Annotated in this window: 13 protein-coding genes; 6 read left to right on the top strand and 7 right to left on the bottom strand. The window is 68.8% G+C overall.

The features are described 5' to 3' along the window. Nucleotides 1-19: 19 nt before the first annotated feature. Genes FHW97_RS01165 through tsaD form a run of 3 tightly spaced genes read right to left on the bottom strand, consistent with a single transcriptional unit; the run spans nucleotide 20 to nucleotide 3,595 of the window. On the bottom strand, nucleotides 20-1,555 hold the full coding sequence (locus FHW97_RS01165) for a lipopolysaccharide biosynthesis protein (RefSeq protein ID WP_370526613.1): 1,536 nt from the start codon (nucleotides 1,553-1,555) through the stop codon (nucleotides 20-22). Then, nucleotides 1,533-2,546 (bottom strand): NAD(P)H-dependent glycerol-3-phosphate dehydrogenase, encoded by a 1,014-nt coding sequence (locus FHW97_RS01160; RefSeq protein WP_171797770.1) that lies wholly within the window; start codon nucleotides 2,544-2,546, stop codon nucleotides 1,533-1,535. The genes FHW97_RS01165 and FHW97_RS01160 overlap by 23 nt, the downstream gene beginning before the upstream one ends. Continuing rightward, nucleotides 2,543-3,595 carry a tRNA (adenosine(37)-N6)-threonylcarbamoyltransferase complex transferase subunit TsaD gene (gene tsaD, locus FHW97_RS01155; RefSeq protein WP_171797769.1) on the bottom strand — a complete coding sequence of 351 codons (1,053 nt, stop codon included), beginning with the start codon at nucleotides 3,593-3,595 and terminating at the stop codon, nucleotides 2,543-2,545. Before tsaD ends, FHW97_RS01160 begins: the two co-directional genes overlap by 4 nt. Nucleotides 3,596-3,640: 45 nt before the next feature. On the opposite strand from tsaD, the gene hemC reads away from it, so the two are divergent. From hemC to FHW97_RS01140, 3 genes are all read left to right on the top strand, one after another. Further along, on the top strand, nucleotides 3,641-4,594 hold the full coding sequence (gene hemC / locus FHW97_RS01150) for a hydroxymethylbilane synthase (RefSeq protein WP_171797768.1): 954 nt from the start codon (nucleotides 3,641-3,643) through the stop codon (nucleotides 4,592-4,594). Continuing rightward, nucleotides 4,594-5,271, top strand: a complete 678-nt coding sequence (locus FHW97_RS01145; protein ID WP_171797767.1) for a uroporphyrinogen-III synthase — start codon at nucleotides 4,594-4,596, stop codon at nucleotides 5,269-5,271. The genes hemC and FHW97_RS01145 overlap by 1 nt, the downstream gene beginning before the upstream one ends. Nucleotides 5,272-5,365: 94 nt before the next feature. Then, nucleotides 5,366-6,238, top strand: coding sequence for a hypothetical protein (locus FHW97_RS01140; RefSeq protein WP_370525295.1), 873 nt, complete (start codon nucleotides 5,366-5,368; stop codon nucleotides 6,236-6,238). Between the two features lie 22 nt (nucleotides 6,239-6,260). Here FHW97_RS01140 and acpA read toward each other — a convergent pair whose 3' ends face one another. The 3 genes from acpA to FHW97_RS01125 all read right to left on the bottom strand — a co-directional run bounded on the left by acpA (nucleotide 6,261) and on the right by FHW97_RS01125 (nucleotide 10,115). Continuing rightward, complete coding sequence (gene acpA / locus FHW97_RS01135) at nucleotides 6,261-7,904, bottom strand: acid phosphatase (protein ID WP_171797766.1); 1,644 nt, start codon at nucleotides 7,902-7,904, stop codon at nucleotides 6,261-6,263. A 199-nt stretch (nucleotides 7,905-8,103) separates the two neighbouring features. Further along, on the bottom strand, nucleotides 8,104-9,420 hold the full coding sequence (locus tag FHW97_RS01130) for an amidohydrolase family protein (RefSeq protein WP_171797765.1): 1,317 nt from the start codon (nucleotides 9,418-9,420) through the stop codon (nucleotides 8,104-8,106). Nucleotides 9,421-9,467: 47 nt separating this feature from the next. Then, complete coding sequence (locus tag FHW97_RS01125) at nucleotides 9,468-10,115, bottom strand: DUF3237 family protein (RefSeq protein WP_171792830.1); 648 nt, start codon at nucleotides 10,113-10,115, stop codon at nucleotides 9,468-9,470. Nucleotides 10,116-10,391: 276 nt separating this feature from the next. On the opposite strand from FHW97_RS01125, the gene acs reads away from it, so the two are divergent. The 3 genes from acs (at nucleotide 10,392) to FHW97_RS01110 (ending at nucleotide 15,771) form a co-directional block, all read left to right on the top strand. Next, nucleotides 10,392-12,341, top strand: coding sequence for an acetate--CoA ligase (gene acs / locus FHW97_RS01120; RefSeq protein ID WP_171792831.1), 1,950 nt, complete (start codon nucleotides 10,392-10,394; stop codon nucleotides 12,339-12,341). Nucleotides 12,342-12,894: 553 nt separating this feature from the next. After that, nucleotides 12,895-14,082 carry a carbohydrate porin gene (locus FHW97_RS01115; RefSeq protein WP_171792832.1) on the top strand — a complete coding sequence of 396 codons (1,188 nt, stop codon included), beginning with the start codon at nucleotides 12,895-12,897 and terminating at the stop codon, nucleotides 14,080-14,082. 138 nt (nucleotides 14,083-14,220) lie between these two features. After that, nucleotides 14,221-15,771 carry a carboxylesterase/lipase family protein gene (locus FHW97_RS01110; RefSeq protein ID WP_171792833.1) on the top strand — a complete coding sequence of 517 codons (1,551 nt, stop codon included), beginning with the start codon at nucleotides 14,221-14,223 and terminating at the stop codon, nucleotides 15,769-15,771. Here FHW97_RS01110 and FHW97_RS01105 read toward each other — a convergent pair. Next, a complete protein-coding gene (locus FHW97_RS01105) occupies nucleotides 15,749-17,692 on the bottom strand; it encodes an alpha-L-fucosidase (RefSeq protein WP_171797764.1) in 1,944 nt (647 codons plus the stop codon). The two genes, FHW97_RS01110 and FHW97_RS01105, sit on opposite strands and share 23 nt — an antisense overlap. Nucleotides 17,693-17,716: the final 24 nt, after the last annotated feature.

The following is a 17,716-nucleotide window of genomic DNA, read 5'->3' as shown; positions in this document are numbered from 1 at the left end:
CGAAACGGAACGAGGGCGTTCAGTTCTTGTGCTTGCGGAACAGCACCCGGTCTTCCGGGCCAAAGCCGCGCCGCCAGATCACCAGGCCATAGACGCCCAGGATCGCCGGAATGCCCAGGCTGACCTCGATCCATTCGGGCAGCAGGCGCGCCAGCATGCCCATGCCCACCGCCGGCACTGCCGCCCACAGCAGCGCCCAGCGCCAGTTGCTGATCTTCTGGCCCAGGATGCTGCCCAGCAACCGCGACTTGAGCAGCGAGGCAAGGCCCAGTGAAATGACCAGGGCCAGCGCGGCGCCCATCGCCTCTACCGTGCCGTCATAGCCCAGTTCGCGCGCGGCCACGATCAGGCCCACGGTCAGCCCGGCCTGCAGCGCGATCGTGCCCAGGCTGATCCACCAGTTGCGCAGCCGCGCGACATAGATCAGCGCCGCCTCGCTCACCACGGCAGGCGCGGCCACCACTTCGGCCGCCAGCAGCAGCGCGAGCGAGCCGGTGCCAGCCACGAAATTCGGCCCGAACAGGCCCATCACGCCCTTGCCCGGCAGGCCCAGCGCCAGGGCGATGCCAGCCTGCGCGGCGGTGATCCAGAAGCCCACCTGGCACACCTGGCGGGCGATCGCGCCCAGGTTGTTTTCGCGCAGGTTGCGGGTGATCACCGGGCCCAGGATCGGCTCGAAACTGGTCTTGAGCTTTTGCGGCAGCGTGGTGACCTGCTGCGCCACGTAATAGATGCCGACCACGGCAGCCGGCGCAAACGTGCCGAGGATGAACAGGTCAAGCTTGCGCGTGCCCCACTCCACCGCGTCGGCGCCGGCCAGCGGCAGGTTGCGGTTGGCCAGGCGCAGCAAGGCGCCCGGGCGCGGCGCCCACTGGCGGGGCAGGCCATAGCTTTTGACCAAGGGCACGAAAGCAGTGATCATCGCCGCCAGCATCGCGGCGGCATAGGCCAGGATCAGCCCGCTTTCGCGCAGTGGCAGCCACCAGGCGCCGGCCAGCCACAGGCCACCGGCGGCCAGCGATTGCGTCCACGGTTCCACCACGGCGCGGGCGCGCACGGTGGCGCCCACGTCAAAGCGATAGGCCAGCGCAGCCAATGCCACGTCGCCCAGCGCGCGCGGCAGGATCGCCATGGGCAGCAGGCGTTCCACCGGGGTGTAATCCCCGCTGGGAAACATCATGATCGGCACCAGCCACAGCAGCAGCCCGCACAGCACCGATACCAGCGTGGTCAGCAGCAGGGCATCAGCCACGGTGGTGGCACTGGCACGATCTTCCTTGGCCAGTTGCTGGGCCAGGCCGCGCTTTTGCCCGAGCGTGGCAAGCTGCGCGGCCAGTTCCACCACCAGCGTGGCCGAGGCATAGCGCCCCAGCGTGGCTGCACCATAGAGGCGCCCGGCGATGAACAGGAACGGCACGCTGGCCGCCAGGCGCAGCACGAAGCCAAAGAAATTGGTCCGCCCACCCTTGGCCAGCGCGGCGATATCGGCCTGTTCGGCCTGCGCGTCGGTCGGGTTTGCGGGAAGAGCCGGATCAGCCAAGCGGGCGTTCCGCACGCAAGGGCCGCGCCAGCAGGCTGGCGACGACATCCCGGGCAGGCGCCTGGCCACGCACCAGGGTAACGACCGCATCGACGAGCGGCATGGCAATTCCCTTCTGGCGGGCAAGATCGGCGAGCACGGGCGCGGTATACGCCCCTTCGGCCACGGTGTTGCGGCCTGACAACGCCTCAGACGCGCTTTGGCCCTCGCCCAGCGCCTTGCCCAGCGAAAAATTCCGGCTCGACGCCGATGAACAGGTCAGCACGAGATCGCCCAGCCCGGAAAGCCCGGCCAACGTTTCGGCCTGCGCACCCATGGCCAGGCCAAAGCGCTGCATTTCGGCAAAGCCCCGGCTGATCAGCGCGGCACGGGCATTCTGCCCCAGGCCGAGCCCATCGACCACGCCACAGGCGATCGCCAGCACGTTCTTCACCGCGCCGCCGATTTCGGCGCCAATCACGTCAGCCGAATAATAGGGGCGGAACGTGGGCCGCGCCACGGCCGGGGCCAGGCGCTGCCACTGCGTTTCGCCGCCGGAACAGGCCAGCGTCACCGCCGTGGGCAGGCCGGCGGCCACTTCGTGGGCAAAGGTCGGGCCAGAGAGCACCGCGACATGCGCTGCAGGCGCGGCGGCATGCGCCACCTCGGCCATCAGGCGGCCGCTGCCCGCCTCGATCCCCTTGGCGCACAGCACCAGATCGCCGGCATAATCGGGCAGGCGGGACAGCACCTGGCCCAGGAATTGCGCCGGGGTAACCCACAGCAGCACTGGCAGGGTGGCCATGGTGGCCAGATCGGTGGTGGCGGTGATCGTTTCGGCCAGTTCGGCGCCGGGCAGATAGGTGGGATTGCGCCGCTCATGGTTGATCGTGGCAACCAGGCTTTCCTCGCGCGCCCACAGCGCCACGGGGCGTCCGTCGCTGGCCAGCATCTGCGCCAGGGCCGTGCCCCAGGCGCCCGCGCCGATCACGCCAATCGCTGGCGCGGTGGCAGGACCGCCGCTCATGCCTTGACCCCGGCGCCGCGCACGGGGGCGGCATTATCGTCAAGCGGCCAGCGCGGCCGGGCCGGCAGGTCGAGCGGATCGGCCTGCCCGAGGGCAAAGCGTTCTGCCCCCGCCCAGCCGATCATTGCGGCATTGTCGGTGCACAGCTTTACCGGCGGCGCTACCAGCGGCAGGCCGGCCTGCGCGGCCAGCCCTTCGAGCGCCGCGCGCAAGGCGGCATTGGCAGCAACCCCGCCGGCCACGACCAGCGCCGTCATCCCCGGCACGCACTGCGCTAGGGCGCCGCGCGTGCGATCGATCACGCAATCGATCGCCGCCTGCTGAAACGAGGCCGCCAGATCGGCCGGCGCATAGGCGCCCGAATCGCGGGCGCGCAGCACCGCGCTCTTGAGGCCAGCGAACGAGAAATGCGGCTCCCCGCTGCCCACCAGCGGGCGCGGCAGCGGCACGGCGCGGGGATCGCCCTCGCGCGCAAGGCGCTCTACCGCCGGGCCACCGGGATAGCCCAGGCCCAGCACCTTGGCCGTCTTGTCGAACGCCTCGCCCAGCGCATCATCGATCGTCGTCGCCAGGCGGCGATAGCGGCCCAGCCCCATGACTTCCAGGATCTGGCAATGCCCGCCCGAGACCAGCAGCAGGCAATAGGGATAGGCCAAGGTGGGCTCAGCCAGCCGCGGCGAGAGCGCATGCCCTTCAAGATGATTGATACCGATCAGTGGCTTGCCACTGGCCATGGCCAGCGCCTTGCCCGTCACCAGCCCGACCATCACCCCGCCGATCAGGCCCGGCCCGGCCGTGGCGGCAATGGCGTCCATGTCGTCCAGCGTCAGCCCGGCATCGGCCAGCGTGGCGGCCACCATCTGGGCGATAACATCGGCATGGGCACGGGCGGCAATTTCGGGCACAACACCGCCATAGGGCCGATGCGCGTCATCCTGCGAGGCGATGCGCTGGGCCACGATACGGGCGGCAAGCGTGGTGGCGCTGCCGTCGATAACGGCAACGGCGGTTTCGTCACACGAGGATTCTATGCCAAGGATCAGGGCCATGCGGAGCTTTCCCTTAGAGATAATCCCGTTTACGGCAAGCCACGCATGATCAACCCGTCTCACAACCCGTCGCAGGCGCCTGACAAACCATTGCGCCTTGGCACCCGCCGCTCGCCGCTGGCCATGGCACAGGCCGAGGAAACCCGCGCGCGGTTGTGCGCGGCGCACGGTTGGCCCGAAAGCGCGGTGGAGCTGTGCCCGCAGGTGGCCAGTGGCGATCGCATCCAGGACCGCCCGCTCGCCGAAATCGGCGGCAAGGCCCTGTGGACCAAGGAACTCGACGCGGCGCTGCTGCACGGCGAGATCGATTTTGCGGTCCATTCGATGAAGGATGTGGAAACCATCCGTCCGGAAGAGATCGCCATCGCCGCCGTGCTGCCGCGTGCCGATGTGCGCGATGTCCTGGTTGGTGCGGCCAGCATCGCCGCGATTCCGCCCGGCGCCAAGGTGGGCACCAGCGCGCCGCGCCGCGCCGCGCAGATGCTGCACGCCCGGCCCGATCTGGAAATCGTGTCGTTTCGCGGCAACGTGGCCACGCGCCTGGCCAAGCTGCAGGTGGGTGAAGCCGATGTGACGCTGTTGGCCGCAGCCGGGCTGCAACGTCTGGGCGAAACCGGCGTGGGCCATGTGCTGCCGGCTGAGGAATGGTTGCCCGCCCCGGCGCAAGGCGCGATCGGCATCGAATGTCTGGCCGCGCGCGCGGACGTGCGCGCGCTGCTCGCCGCGATCGACCATGGCCCGACCCATGCCGCCATCCGCGCCGAACGCGCGCTGCTGACCGGCCTTGGTGGCACGTGCCACAGCCCGATCGCGGTGCTGACCACGGCCGAGGGCGATGATCTGGTGCTGCGCGCCGCGCTGTTCAGCCCCGATGGCGCGCTGCGCGTGGAAGACAGCGCGCGCTTTGCCGCCAGCGACACCGCCACGCCGCTCGAACTCGCCCGCCGCCTGCTCGCCAGCGCGCCCGAGGGCATCGCCGCCTTTTTCCACGGCGGCTGATGCGCCCGCTGCTGGTCCTGCGGCCGCAGCCCGGCAACGCCGCGAGCGTGGCGGCTGCCCAGGCGCTGGGCCTGGAGGCACTGGGCGCGCCGCTGTTCGCGATGCAGGCGGTGGCGTGGCAGGCGCCCGATCCGGCCGGCTATGCCGCGATCCTGGCGGGCAGCGCCAATCTCTTTCGCCTGGGCGGGCCAGACCTGGCCGCCCTTGGCGCCCTGCCCGTGCTGGCCGTGGGCGCAGAAACCGCGCGCGAAGCGCAGGCCGCCGGCTTTGCCGTGGCGCAGACCGGCGAAGGAGGCCTGGCCGACGTGGCGCGGGGCTTGGCGCCAGGGCGCTATCTGCGCCTATCGGGCGCCGACCCGGTGCCGCTTGCCCTGCCGCCGGGCGTAGTGGTGGATACTGTCACGCTCTATGCCGCTCAGCCACTGCCCCTGGCGCCGGCCGCGCAGGACATGCTGCGCCGCCCTTGCGTGGTGGCGCTGCATTCGGGCGAAGCGGCGCGCCATTTTGCCGAGGAGTGCGGCCGGCTGGGCCTGGCGCGCGGCCATGTGGGCCTGGCCTGCCTGGCGCCGCGAATCGCGCAGATGGCCGGCGCCGGCTGGCAAGCCGTTGAAATTTCCGCAATGCGGCGCGATCAACCATTGCTGGCGCTGGCCCGGCAAATGTGCCAGAACCTGTGACTTCGGGGCCACGAACAAGCGAAAAAGATTGATGCAGGATACGCCATACGCACAAACAAATCCGCCGCGCCGCCGTGGCGGGGGACGGTTGCTGGTGGGGTTGGTGCTGATCGTGATCCTCGCCTTGGGCGGCGCCGGCGCCTGGCTTGCCGCCCGCGAAGGCTGGCTGCGGCTTGACCTCGGCCCGATGGCCAGTGCCAGTGGCGATGTACCCGCCGCCGTCGCCTCCGAAGCGGTCGTGGCCGCTGCCAGCAGTGCCGCCAGCGATGCCGTGCTGGCCAGCACATCGGCCAAGGTTTCCGCGCTGGAGCAGCGCCTGGCCGAACTGAACCAGCAGGCCAATGCCGCCGCCGGCCAGGCCAGCCGCGCCGAAGCGCTGCTGGTGGCCTTTGCCGCGCGCCGCGCCATCGAACGCGGCCAGCCGCTGGGCATCCTGGAAAACCAGCTGCGCGTGCGCTTTGGCGCCAGCCAGCCGGGCGCGGTGGACCGGGTGATTGCCGCCGCTGCCCACCCGGTCACGCTGGGCAACCTGTCGGAAGAGCTGGCGGGGATCGAGCCGCAGCTGATGGGCAAGACCCCGCGCGGCAATACCTGGGACTGGATTTCGGGCCAGATCGCCGGCCTGTTTGTGATCCGCCACGACGAAGGCCCCAACGCCACGCCCGAGGCGCGGGCCGATCACGCCCGCCTGGCGCTGGCCGGTGGCCGCGTCGACGCCGCGATCAGCGATGTGGAGCGCATGCCCGGCAAGGACGCCGCCACCGAATGGCTGGCCCACGCCCGCGACTGGGTGGCGGCGCAGCATGCGCTGGACCAGTTGGAAACCGCCGCGATGGTGCTGCCCGCGCCGCAGCCCTTGCCGCCGGTGGCAGCCCCTGCCGGCCAGGCCCCGGCGCAAGCCGCGCCGCAGCCCACGCCAACGCCCAGCCCAGCCCCACAGGCGGCGCAGACCGACACCGCCGCCTGAGCGGCGGCGCCGGCAGCGCTGATCAGACGATCAGCGCGCCGGTCAGGTCGCCCGGCGGCGGTCCGCCTGCGGCGATCATCGCCTTGTCCCGCTCGACCAGGCCCGGCAGGGTCTTGAGGCCAAAGCGCCGCACCAGGAAGCGCGCGATCGAGCCGGTATCATAGACAGTGTGATCGACGTGGCCGCGCCGCGCATGGGGCGAGACGATCAGCGCGGGAATGCGCGTGCCCGGCCCCCAGCGATCGCCCTTGGGCGGGGCGACATGGTCCCACCAGCCGCCGTTTTCATCGAAGGTGATGATCACCAGCATCTTGTCCCACTGCGGCGAGCGGCGCAGCGCATCGACGACCCCGGCGATATGGCGATCGCCGGCATCCACGTCGGAATAGCCGGCGTGCATGTTGAGGTTGCCCTGCGGCTTGTAGAACGTGACGGCCGGCAGCTTGCCCGCCGCGGCATCGGCCAGGAACAGGTTGGTGCGCGCGGTTTCGCCCATGCCGCCATCGCGCAGATGGCGTTCGCGCGCCGCCGTGCCGGGCGCCAGGTTGGCGAAATAGTTGAGCGGCTGGTGGTGCGGCTGGAAATTGGGGCGCGAGGGGAATGCCGCGCTGTTGGCACGCCCGGCCATCGCCTCGGCCCAGCCACCGGCGTACCACGCCCACTCCACGCCGGCTTCGGTCAGCCGATCGCCGATGTGGGCATGGGTCTGTGGCGGCAGGGTCTGCGCGGTGACCAGGGCCATCCCCGGCCGCGCCGGATCGGCCTGGTAGGTGGGCAGATAGGGCGGCAGCATGGTGTTGACCGCGCGGTGATCGGGCGTAATCGAATCCGCCACGAACTGCACCGGGCCGTCCATGGCGCTGGCTGGCGTACCGGGCTTGAGCAGCGGCCGCGGCGGATCGGTATAGGCCGGATCAAGCTTGACCACGCGGTCTTTCGCCGGGCTCTTGTCAGCGTCCGGGTAATAGGGCGGCGTGGCGGCGACCAGGTATTGGTGGTTGAGGAACGAGCCGCCGAACGCGCCCATGAAGAAATTGTCGCACAGGGTGAATTCGCGCGCCACCTGCCACAGCCGCAGGTTGGCCCGCACATCGCCATAATGGCCCATGACCAGCCCGCCGCTATCGCCCCAGGCGACAAAGCCATCGTTGCGCCCGCCGTTGATCTGCCACTGGTTGTTGTAGAAGCTGTGGATCAGGTCACGCGTCACCACGCCATGGGGCAGCGGATCGCCTTCGGGCGTCTTGAGCGCAAAGGGCGCATTGGGCAGGCCGGTGATGGCGTCTTCGTCGATATGGAACTCGGCGTGTTCCACCACCTGCTTGTCGGGCACCATGCCTTCCCAGACCTTGGGCAGGGTTTCCAGCACGCGGCCATCGCGATCGCGCTGCCGGGCCCGCTCCACCGGCACGGCGGCAAGCGGCTGCTGCAGCCCCGGAAAATCGGGGAAGAGATTGTTGAAGCTGCGGTTTTCGGCATAGATCACCACGACCGTATCGATCTTGGCGCGCAGCGCGGCATCGACCTTGGCGCGGCTTCCGGCCCCGGCGCGCGGGGCGGCAGCTGCGGCATCAACCCCGGCGGCAGCGCCGGTAATGGCAAGCCCGGCCAAAAGGCTGCGGCGATCGAGGGCGGGGCCGGCGGGCTTGTCGGATTGGTCGCTCATGCTGGGCTTTGTTCCATTGGGGGGAAGGAATCGGCCGCTGGAATAGAGACTTGGGCAGCGTCTGTCCAAGGATAGCTTGGGGCCAGATTTCCACCACCCCCAAACCCCCTCCTCTGAAGAGGAGGGAGCATAAGATATTGTAATTCCTCCCCCCCTACTCTTTAGAGGAACGGGTCGGGGGGTGGTGGAAGCCGCACGCTCACTTCACCACATCGCCGCCCTTGATCACGTGATCGACATGCTCCAGCACCGAAATGTCGGCCAGGGGATCACCCTTGACCGCGATCATGTCGGCATAGTGGCCGGGCGACAGCGCGCCCACGTCCTTGCTCCACCCGAGCAGGTCGGCCGACACCGTGGTGGCGGCCTGGATCGCCTGCATCGGGGTCATGCCATAGCGGACCATGTACTTGAACTGGCGGGCGTTGAGGCCGTGGGGATAGACCCCGGCATCGGTGCCGAACGACAGCTTGACCCCGGCCTTGACCGCCTTGGCAAAGCCATCGCGCTGGGCCTGCGTGGTATCGTCGTTCTTGCGCAGCATGTCGGCCGGCCAGTGGTGGGCCCGGCCATAGTCGGCGATATAGTCGCCATCGTAGATATCCATGTCGAGCCACACGCCCTTGGCCTTGGCCATGGCAATGCCCTCGTCATCGATCAGGCTGGCATGCTCGATCGCCTTGACCCCGGCGCGCATGGCCGATTTGATGCCGGTGGCACCGTGGGCATGGGCGGTAACCCACGATCCGCGCGCCTTGACCACGGTGACCGCGGCGCGCATCTCGTCCTCGCTCAATTCCTGCTGGCCCGGCTCCGTCCCCTGGGCGAGCACGGCACCCGTCGCGATCAGCTTGATCGAATCCGCGCCATGCTGGAACAGCGCGTTGACCTTGCGCGTGGTATCGGCGGCATCGGCCACCACGCCGGCGCGCATGTCGGCCGGCACTTCGACATCGGGGGCAAAGCCGGTCACTTCGCCGCCGCCGCCGGGAATCGTCACATAGGCGCCCACCGCGCTGATGCGCGGGCCGATCACATCGCCGCGGTTGATCGCATTGCGCAGTTCCACATCGGCATAGGCACGAAAATTGCCGCAATTGTGCACCGTGGTGAAGCCGGCCATCAGCGTGGTGCGGGCATTGCGCGCGCCGACATAGGCGATTTCCATGGCCGAATGCAGCAGCGGCTCGGCGACGTTTTCCGACTGGTCCATGTCGGCCAGGTGCACGTGCATGTCGATCAGGCCGGGCAGCACGGTATAGCCGCTCCAGTCGATCACCCGCGCGCCCGCCGGGATCGCCGCCGCGCCCGGGCCATCGGCAGTGATCGCCGCCACTCTGCCCTGCTCCACCCGGATCAGGCGGCTGGTCAGAACCTGGCCGGTTTCCGGATCGATCAGGCGCCCGGCGCGCACATAAACGGTGCTGGCTGGGACGGTGCTATCCGGCGCCGCTTGCGCCAGCGCGGGAGTGGCAGAGGCGCAAAGCGCGGCGAGCAGAAGCGAGCGGACGAGCATGGTCTGTGCCTAGCGCCTCTGGCATCGCAGCGGGAGTGCCTTTCGCGTCAGGTCATGCGGAAAACCTGGATCAGGCGCCCATTGGCATTGGGGCCGAAATCGGGCGCCTTGATCGATGGCGGAATGGGAAAGGTCAGCGTGGCGACGAACACGGATTCGCGCAGCCAGGCATACTTGGCGCCTGGCACTTCGAAGGTCGGCAGCAGGCGATACTTCTGCTCGGTATAGCCCAGGCCCTTGTTGTGGATGATGATCTGCTGCCCATCATCGGTTTTCAGGCGATAGAGCGCATCGACCACCACCACGCCATCGGGGCGCACCACCGGGAAATCGCCGCCGCCCGGGATCACCGTTCCCTTGATCCCCCGGCCCTGGAACACGCCGCCGATGATCGGCCAGACATCGTTGCGATAGCCGTCTGACGCCACCTGGTCCTGGGCGCTGCCCATGTATTCGGGCTGCGAACAGAACGGCAGGATATCCATCACCCATTCCAGGCCGACCTTGTCATAGATCGGCGGCACGCCGCCCGGTGGCAGCGGCGGGGCCGATGGTTCGTGGCCGGCCGCGCCCGCCGGCACCGGCAAGGGCGTGGGCGGCACCACGGGGGCAGCCAGCGCGCGCGTGGCTGCAGCTGCCAGCGGCAGGCCGGCACCGATCGCACCCAGGGCATTGCGGCGGGAAAGCGTCATCATGATCCTCCTTGGCCTGCGATCCCCACAGGCCTTGGGCCAAGTGGTGCACGCATGGACGCTGCCTACGCACCTTCAATTTGGGAGATGCCAGGCGGATTGTTTCGATGTTGCGACACCCGGCACACGGCACGTGCGTGCAAGCGCGCCCGGCCATCTCGCGCCTGCGGCATGGTAGACTTATATCCAACTGGCACAGAGGCGCCCAAGCGGCTAGCGTGAGGCAAGCATCACGTCGCCCGCACAGCGCACGACAAACACATCGAGAGGGTTCCGCATATGGCCGAAGCCATTTATCCCGTTCCCGCCGACTGGGCCCAGAACGCCCTGATCGACGAAGCGCGCTATCTGGAAATGCACCGTCGCTCGGTAGAGGAACCCGATGCGTTCTGGGCGGAGGAAGCGCAGCGGATCGACTGGATCAAGCCGTTCACCAAAGTGAAGAACACCAGCTTCCACGAGGAAGACTTCGGCATCCGCTGGTTCGAGGACGGCACGCTCAACCTTTCGGCCAATTGCCTCGATCGCCACCTGGCAGAGCGCGGCGATACCGTGGCGATCCTGTGGGAGCCCGACAGCCCGACCGATGCATCGCGCGCGATCACCTATCGCGAACTGCACGCCGATGTGTGCCGCCTGGCCAACCTGCTCAAGGCGCGCGGGGTCAAGGCCGGTGACCGGGTGACGATCTACCTGCCGATGGTGCCCGAAGCCGCCATGGCGATGCTGGCCTGCGCGCGGATCGGCGCGATCCATTCGATCGTCTTTGCCGGCTTTTCGCCCGATGCTCTGGCCGGGCGGATCGAGGATTGCGACAGCCGCGTGGTGCTGACCGCCGATGAAGGCCTGCGCGGCGGCAAGCGCGTGCCGCTCAAGAAGAACGTCGACGAAGCGCTGACGCATTGCCCTGCGGTCGATACCGTGGTGGTCCTGGCCCGCACCGGCGCCGATGTGCCGATGCAGGAAGGCCGCGATCTGCCCTGGGCGCAGGCCGTGGCGGCGCAGAGCGCGGATTGCGCGCCGGTGGAAATGAACGCGGAAGATCCGCTGTTCATCCTCTACACCTCCGGCTCCACCGGCAAGCCCAAGGGCGTGCTGCACACCACTGGCGGCTATGCCGTGTGGGCCGCGATGACGCACCAGTACGTGTTCGATTACCGGCCCGGCCAAATCTATTGGTGCGCGGCCGATATCGGCTGGGTCACCGGCCATTCCTATGTCGTCTATGGCCCGCTGGCCAATGGCGCGACCACGGTGATGTTCGAAGGCGTGCCCAACTTCCCCGATCCCAGCCGGTTCTGGCAGGTGGTGGACAAGTTCGGCGTGGAAATCTTCTATGGTGCCCCCACTGCCCTGCGCGCCCTGATGCGCGAGGGTGACGAATGGGTGCACAAGACCAGCCGCCAATCGCTGCGCCTGCTCGGCAGCGTGGGTGAGCCGATCAACCCCGAAGCCTGGGAATGGTATCACAAGGTGGTGGGTGAAGGCCGCTGCCCGATCGTCGACACCTGGTGGCAGACCGAGACCGGCGGCGCGATGATCACCCCCCTGCCCGGCGCCACGGCGTTGAAGCCGGGCTCTGCCAGCAAGCCGATGTTCGGCGTGCAGCCCGCCCTGCTCGACAACGATGGCCAGGTACTGGACGGCGCCACCGATGGCTGCCTGGTGATCGGCGATAGCTGGCCGGGCCAGATGCGCACGGTGTGGGGCGATCACGAGCGCTTTTTCCAGACCTATTTCACCACGTTCAAGGGCTGGTACTTCACCGGCGACGGCTGCCGCCGCGACGAGGACGGCTATTACTGGATCACCGGCCGCATCGATGACGTGATCAACGTATCGGGCCATCGCATGGGCACGGCCGAGATCGAAAGCGCGCTGGTGGCCCATCCCAAGGTGGCCGAAGCCGCCGTGGTGGGCATGCCGCACGCGATCAAGGGCCAGGGCATCTATGCCTATGTCACCTGCAATGCCGAGGTAGAGCCCGACGAGGCGCTGCGCCGCGAACTGGTGGCCTGGGTGCGGCACGAGATCGGCCCGATCGCCACGCCCGACGTGATCCAGTTCGCCCCCGGCCTGCCCAAGACGCGTTCGGGCAAGATCATGCGCCGCATCCTGCGCAAGATCGCTGAGAATGACCTGGGCTCGCTGGGCGATACCTCCACGCTGGCCGATCCTTCGGTGGTGGATAACCTCATCGCCAATCGCCCGGTGCTGGCCACGGCCTAAGCCCGCCGGTTAGCGCCGCGTTTGCCGCGCCCCCGCCACTGCACGGTGCCCCCAACGGGCCGGGCAGTGACGGGGGCGCTGGCATATGGCCTGACGCGATTGGCGCGGCGCCGATTCGCACAGCGCAAACGCCCCAAAGCATGAAGCGCGGGGCGTGCGGTAAACTGCAGATTTTGCGTAAAAAGCCCGATTTTCGCGCCACTATATGGCAATCGCGGCTTGATGGCAGGTTCACCCGGCGCAGGGATTTTTTACGGCGTCCTCTCCCACCGCCGCGCCGGGCTTATCCCGTCTTATGCCTTGTCATCATAGCGGCTCAAGCCAGACGTGCTAGTCCAAAAGTGCATACCTATTCTTTGACAAGATCTGATGCAGGGTTGCAACACTTCAGCCGGCTGAAATTTTCAGCGGGGCGGCAGCGGCTGTTGTGGTGGCGGCATGGGCTTGCCGGTCAACGGCAGCTTAATGCCGCCTTCCGCATTGCTGCGATGCGCGTTTCTGCGCAGCCCGGCATCCATCCAGGCTTGGCCGGCGATGCCGCAGACTGCGCGGCATGTGCAGATCCCTTCCCCCGGCGCGGCCCAGGCGCCACCGGCTGTCCCGCGCCACCGCGCTGCTTGGCCTGATGCTGGCCCTGCCGCAGACGGCTTGGGCAGCAGATACGCCACCGGCGCGGCTGATTGGCCTGGGCGCCAGCTATGTGGCCGATGCCCTGGATATTGCCGATGGCGGTGTGGCGCGCGGTGGCGGGCTGGCGGCGCGGGCCGATGCCTGGGTGGACGTGGATGGCGGTGCGCTGGGTGTGTCGCGGCTGACCGCGCATATCGACATGATCGCCGTGCATGGGCCGGTCTTTTCCGATTCGTGGGTGGGCGATGCGCAGGGCATCAGCAGCATCCAGGCGCCAGGGCGCCATCACCTGTATGAAGCCTGGGTGCGCTGGCAGGCGAGCGACAATGCCGCGCCGCTGGCGATTGCGACCAAAGTGGGCCTGATCGACGTGAACACCGAGTTCGACGTGCAGAGCGTGGGCGCCCTGTTCGTCCACGCCAGTCACGGCACTGGCGCCGAACTGGCGCAAAGCGGCCCCAACGGCCCCGGCATCTTTCCCATGGCAGTGAGCGGGGCGCTGGTTACCGCCAGCACCGCAGGCAAGACCACGCTGCGCCTGGGCGCGTTCGACGCGCAGGCTGGCAGCGTGGCCAACGACCATGTACCCGCCCTGCGCCTGCCCGGCACGACCGGCGCGCTGCTGATCGGCGAGGTGGAGTTTCCGCTGGGCCAGGGCGAAGTGCAAGTGGGGCTATGGCGCTATACCCGGCCGCTGCCGCGCGTGGACGATGCAGGGCACAGCGCCCACTCGCAGGGCGGCTATGTATTGATCGAAGGGCTGCTGGCACCGCGCTGGCACGGCTGGGTGCGGCTGGGACTGGCCGATGCGCGCAGCAATCCGATCAGCTGCTATCTTGGCACCGGCCTGGTGCGCGAGGCGGGCGCCTGGCAATTGGGCGTGGCCATGGCCCATGCCCGGCTCGGCAGCCGCGCGCGGGTCGCGCTGCTGCCCGATGCCGTGGTGGCGCGGGCCCATGAAACCGCGCTGGAACTGACGGCGGCGCGGCCAGTGGCGCGCTGGCTGACGCTGCAACCGGAACTGCAATACGTGATCCACCCAGGCTGGAATCCGGCGCTGCGCTCTGCCCTGGTCTGGGGCATGCGGTTCAAGCTCGCCTGGGCGCGCTAGGCAAAACTCGCCCTGCCCCTTGCGCATGGGGCAAGGGCGAGCAAAAGCGGGTGCGCCTGCGCCGGCCGGGGTGGAACGTTTCCGATCCTTTCGGGTAAGAGGCATGATAGCCTGAACGAACAAGGGATTGATCGACGCATGCCCCTGATGACGCGGCGCCGGGCGCTGGGCGGCATGGCCGCCACGCTGGCCCTGCCCCAAGTGGCGCATGCCGCCCGCGACACCCTGCGCGTGACCACCCGCAGCGGCGTGGTGCGCGGGCGCATGGCCGATGGCGTGCGCGTGTTCACCGGGATCCCTTATGGCACCGCCGCCCGCTTTGCCGCGCCGCGCCCGGCCCGGCCCTGGCAAGGCGAATGGGACGCCACCCGTCCGGCGCGCGCCGCGCCGCAACCGGCCGGAATGGACCCGCTGCCCGCCGTCCAGGCGGAAGATTGCCTTCAGCTCAACATCTGGGCGCCGGCAGCACCGGGGCGCTATCCGGTGATGGTGTTCGTGCACGGCGGCAGCAACGAAACCGGATGGAGCGGGTGGGAAGTGATCGCCGGCAACCGCTTTGCCGCGCATGGCGTGGTCTGCGTGACGCTGAACTATCGCCTGGGCGCGCTGGGCTTCATGGAACTGGGCCATCTTTTGGGCCGCGCCTATGCCGGCAGCGGCAACAATGGCCTGCGTGACCTGGTACTGGGCCTGCGCTGGGTGCAGGACAATATCGCCGCGTTCGGCGGCAACCCGCGCGCGGTAACGCTGGCGGGCGAATCATCGGGCGCGCGCAATGTCTGCGCGCTCCTCGGCACGCCGGCGGCCGATGGGCTCTATGCCCGCGCGATGGTGTTCAGCGGCGGGGCGCAGACTGTGCATATCCCCGCCACCGCCGCGATCTTTGCCAATGCCGTGGTGGCGCGGCTGGGCGGGGTAGAGCGGCTGCTGGTGGCGCCCTTTCCCACGCTGGTCGAAGCGCAAGTGGCCGCGCGCAAGGGCTGGCCACAGGGCCTGCCGTTCCGACCGACAGTGGATGGCGCATTCCTGCCCCAGGCGCCGCTGGCCCGCGTGATCGAGGGGCGCACGCCGCGCGTGCCACTGCTGACCGGATCGAATGCCAACGAAAGCCGTCTGTTCCTGAACGAGGCGCAGGCCAGCCGGCCGATCTGGTCGCAAAGCGTATCGACCGAGCCGATGGCCCGGATCACTGCGCTCAACCGCGCCTATGCCCACGCTTTTCCCGAATGGACCGATGCGCAGCGCCACTGGCGACTGCTGACGGCCGAGGAATATGGCATGCCCACGCTGCGCCTGGCCGAGGCCCATGCCGCACGCGGCGCGCCGGTGTGGCGCTATCGCCTGGCCTTGCCGGCGCCGGGCGGCCCCTACAAGGGACACAGCCCCCACGTGCTCGACCTGCCGCTAACGTTCGACCACGTGACACTGCCATCGATGGCGCAGATGTTCGGCCTTTCGGCGGCGGACCAGCCGATTGCCGAAGCCTGGCACGAGGCGATGGTGGCTTTTGTCAAAGGCGGGGCGCCAGCGTCATCGGGCATGCCGGCCTGGCCGCGCTTTGACGCCACCACCCGCGCCACCATGGTGTTCGACCGCGTCAGCACCGTCGAGAACGATCCCGACGGCGCCGAACGCCTATTGTGGCAACAGACCCCCATCGAGCCGGTCAGCGGGGCAAGGCGCCGCTGAACCCGCCCACCCCGGCAATCGCCAGCACCGCGCGATCGGGCAGTGCCGGCTGGGCAAACGCCAGGCGCAGATAGCGCGCCTGGACCGGGGCGGCAAAACCGATGCGCTGGGTGGCCAGGGCATAGGCGATGTTGGAAAACTCACCCTCGCCCTGCGCCTGCCAGGCCTGCCCGTCCAGGCTGGTCTCCACACGATAGCCGCGCGGCGGCGTGGCATCGGGTGCCAGGTGGCGCGGCGGGGTCAGGCTGAACCCGCCCAGCGTCACGGCGCGGCCGATATCGAGCGTGACCGTGGCCGGATGGCCGGCGGTGGGCACCGGCTGGGTCCACAGCGTTTCGACCTCGCCATCGAGCAGCGCCTGCGCGCCGGGCGCGCTGGCATCGACCACGCGCCAGCCCAGCGTGCTGAGTACATCGCTGCCGCGCGGCGCGGGCGCGGCCACCGGCACCGGTGCCTCGCTCTTGAACAGGGCAAACTCGCGGATCGCCGGGCACGCCGGGGCATCGAGGATCACCAGGCGCACGCGGCGTGGCGCAATCGGCGCGGGCAGGCGCACGACGCGTTGCGCGCCGATGCATTCCTTTTCCGCCAGGCGCTGCCACTGCCCGCCGATTTCGGCCTCGATGGCAAAGCGGGTGACACGCACGCCAAGCGGCAGGTATTCGGCCACGCGCACCAGATCGAACCGCGTGCCCGGCGCCAGATCGAGGGTAAGCGTGGGGGTGTGCACGGCATCGGGCGTGGACCAATAGGTTTCAGCCCGGCCATCGAGCACGGCGGCCGGGGCAAAGCGAGGCCCGCGCACCGCGCTGGCATGGGCCACCGCGCCCTTGGCCAGATCGCGGGCAAAGGTGGCGCGCATGGCATCGCCGAACGAGGCGAGCACCGCCACGTCATGATCAGCGAGGCGCCCGCGCTGGTCGGGCGGCAGGTTGAGGTTGAGATTGGTGCCGCGTCCCACGGATTCGTCGAACAGGCGCACCAGGCGCTCGGGGCTTTTCACCTTGGTATCTTCATCGGGGTGGTAGAACCAGCCGGGGCGGATCGACACGTCGGTTTCGGCCGGCCACCAGATTTCGCCGCCGCGCAGGCCGGAATTGCCCACGTCCTGTTCATAGGGCTTGTTGGGCATGGTCGGCCAGCAGGGATCGCCGGCCACGCCATCCTCGTTGCCCACCCAGCGGATATCGGCGCCGAGCGGATCGAACGTGCAGGCATCGGGCTGCAACTGGTGAACCAGGGCGATGATCGAGGGCCAGTTGTAGTAGCGCGGGGCATCGATGTGCCGGGTTTCGCGCGCGCCACCGTAATAGCCATCGCCGCCATTGGCACCGTCGAACCACACCTCGAACAGCTTGCCATAGCGGGTGCACAGCTCGGTCAGTTGCGCGCGGTAGTAATCGACATAGGCGGGCCGGCCATATTCCGGGTGGTTGCGGTCCCACGGCGACAGATAGAGGCCATAGGACAGGCCATGGCGGCGCGCCGCCTCGCCCATTTCCGCCACGATATCGCCCTTGCCGCCCTTGTAGGGGCTGTTGCGGATCGAATGCTCGGTCAGCTGCGTCTGCCACAGGCAGAAGCCATCGTGGTGCTTGGCGGTAAGGATCACCCCGGTCATCCCGGCAGACTTGGCGGCCAGCACGATCTGGTCGGCACTGAAATCGGTGGGGTTGAACCATTCCGGCTTTTCATCGCCATAGCCCCATTCCTTGCCGGTGAACGTGTTCATGGAGAAATGGACGAAGGCATACATGCCGCGCTGGTGCCACTTCCACTGGCGCGGCGACGGCGTGGCGCCCCAGGGCGTGGGCGCCGTGGCCGCCGGGGTGGCAGCGAGAGCCGGCGCAGCGGCCAGCGTGGGAGCAACCGCGCCCGCGGCAGCAGAGCGCGACAGGAAGCGACGGCGGGACAGGTCCATGGGCAATCCTTGGGGAAAGGCGCG

The organism is Novosphingobium sp. SG754 (assembly GCF_013149315.1).
In the GTDB taxonomy this organism is placed as follows: domain Bacteria; phylum Pseudomonadota; class Alphaproteobacteria; order Sphingomonadales; family Sphingomonadaceae; genus Novosphingobium; species Novosphingobium capsulatum.
This window is presented reverse-complemented; position numbering and strand designations above follow the sequence as displayed.

Excerpts from the sequence above, each read along its gene's own strand:
- FHW97_RS01160 (WP_171797770.1), bottom strand. The coding sequence starts at position 2,546 with ATGAGCGGCGGTCCTGCCACCGCGCCAGCGATTGGCGTGATCGGCGCG.
- tsaD (WP_171797769.1), bottom strand. The coding sequence starts at position 3,595 with ATGGCCCTGATCCTTGGCATAGAATCCTCGTGTGACGAAACCGCCGTT.
- hemC (WP_171797768.1), top strand. The coding sequence starts at position 3,641 with ATGATCAACCCGTCTCACAACCCGTCGCAGGCGCCTGACAAACCATTG.
- FHW97_RS01145 (WP_171797767.1), top strand. The coding sequence starts at position 4,594 with ATGCGCCCGCTGCTGGTCCTGCGGCCGCAGCCCGGCAACGCCGCGAGC.
- acpA (WP_171797766.1), bottom strand. The coding sequence starts at position 7,904 with ATGAGCGACCAATCCGACAAGCCCGCCGGCCCCGCCCTCGATCGCCGC.
- FHW97_RS01130 (WP_171797765.1), bottom strand. The coding sequence starts at position 9,420 with ATGCTCGTCCGCTCGCTTCTGCTCGCCGCGCTTTGCGCCTCTGCCACT.
- FHW97_RS01125 (WP_171792830.1), bottom strand. The coding sequence starts at position 10,115 with ATGATGACGCTTTCCCGCCGCAATGCCCTGGGTGCGATCGGTGCCGGC.
- acs (WP_171792831.1), top strand. The coding sequence starts at position 10,392 with ATGGCCGAAGCCATTTATCCCGTTCCCGCCGACTGGGCCCAGAACGCC.
- FHW97_RS01115 (WP_171792832.1), top strand. The coding sequence starts at position 12,895 with ATGTGCAGATCCCTTCCCCCGGCGCGGCCCAGGCGCCACCGGCTGTCC.
- FHW97_RS01110 (WP_171792833.1), top strand. The coding sequence starts at position 14,221 with ATGCCCCTGATGACGCGGCGCCGGGCGCTGGGCGGCATGGCCGCCACG.
- FHW97_RS01105 (WP_171797764.1), bottom strand. The coding sequence starts at position 17,692 with ATGGACCTGTCCCGCCGTCGCTTCCTGTCGCGCTCTGCTGCCGCGGGC.